Annotated in this window: 3 protein-coding genes; all 3 read right to left on the bottom strand. The window is 65.8% G+C overall.

Annotated features, from left to right (window positions below; translation table 11 throughout):
• Positions 1-176: 176 nt before the first annotated feature.
• Positions 177-377 carry a hypothetical protein gene (locus tag AACY52_RS28500; RefSeq protein ID WP_339561094.1) on the bottom strand — a complete coding sequence of 67 codons (201 nt, stop codon included), beginning with the start codon at positions 375-377 and terminating at the stop codon, positions 177-179.
• The gene (locus AACY52_RS28505; RefSeq protein ID WP_339561095.1) at positions 374-787 is read right to left on the bottom strand and encodes a hypothetical protein; all 414 of its coding nucleotides are present in this window, start codon (positions 785-787) and stop codon (positions 374-376) included. Before AACY52_RS28505 ends, AACY52_RS28500 begins: the two co-directional genes overlap by 4 nt.
• Before the next feature lie 30 nt (positions 788-817).
• Positions 818-1000 (bottom strand): hypothetical protein (locus AACY52_RS28510; protein ID WP_339561096.1); only part of this gene is annotated, 183 nt, incomplete at its 5' end.

Here is a 1000-nt window from a genome sequence, read left to right on the forward strand (position 1 = left end):
GCTGCTGGGCATAGTGGACGCCGCCGACGATGACGGATCCGAAGTTGGTCCCCGCCCCTTGCGTCATCGCGTAATTGGCGACCGCCGCCGTAATGCCGGCGATGCCGACGAGGGCCACGAAGGCCCGCGAGCCGGTTCCGATGATGGATGCAATCAGCCTGATCAGTTTCATGGTCTTACATCCCCAGCATCGGAAGAGGACACCCACTGCCGGCGTTGATCACCCCCGAGCAGCTTCCGGGCGTCACGGTTGAACCCTGAGACGCAATACCCCCGTCGAACTGGCTGATGCCGCCGCCGATCTGCGGCGTCAGGCTGCCGGCGGTCGCCGCCCCCATCGCCAGCGCAATGGCGAAGAGCACCAGGAGCGGCCTCATTGCATGTCCACATAGACGCTGTCGCCGCTCGAGGCGCAGGTCACGACGATCGCGTCCGCCGGCACATAGGGGTAATAGCGGGTATAGGCCGCGCCGGGCAGAAGCAGGATCGAGGCCTTCACCGTCGTCAGAGTGACCTTGGTGCCGTCCGTCGTGACCGTGCTCGCGGTCGTCTGGCCCGCCTGCACCGTGCCGTCGACATTGAGATAGCAATTGTCGGAGGCATTGTTGTTCTGGATGGTGAGCGAGCGGCGGGTGTTGGTCGCGCCCTGCACCAGCTGGAAGGTGTTGCCGGTCGTGATGTTGACCGACCAATTGTCGGTCGGGACCGCGCTCTGCGCCAGCGCCGCGAGCGAGCCGATGGCGAGCATGGCCACAGCCAGCGCGCATCTGAAGACAACAGCCAGCATCGGCAAATCCTTTCCTCGTTGCCTCATCGATCAGCGCGAGCCTGCGCCAATTGGCGCACCCTGCGGCCTTTGCGGCTGCATGGCGGCCTGTCCTTGCGCCTGCAGGAACGGCAGCATGATCTCGTGCGCCTTGACGAGGCTGTCGCGCACGAAGGCCGCCGCGTCGAGATCGGAGGCCCTTGCCAGATGCCCGGCGCGGGCCGCTTCCGTCGT

The sequence above is a fragment of the Pseudomonas sp. EA_65y_Pfl1_P113 genome, assembly GCF_963970525.1.
GTDB lineage: Bacteria > Pseudomonadota > Gammaproteobacteria > Pseudomonadales > Pseudomonadaceae > Aquipseudomonas > Aquipseudomonas tritici.

What these genes read in the sequence shown, in the direction of transcription:
- AACY52_RS28500 (WP_339561094.1), bottom strand. Translation starts at nt 377, where the DNA reads ATGAGGCCGCTCCTGGTGCTCTTCGCCATTGCGCTGGCGATGGGGGCG.
- AACY52_RS28505 (WP_339561095.1), bottom strand. Translation starts at nt 787, where the DNA reads ATGCTGGCTGTTGTCTTCAGATGCGCGCTGGCTGTGGCCATGCTCGCC.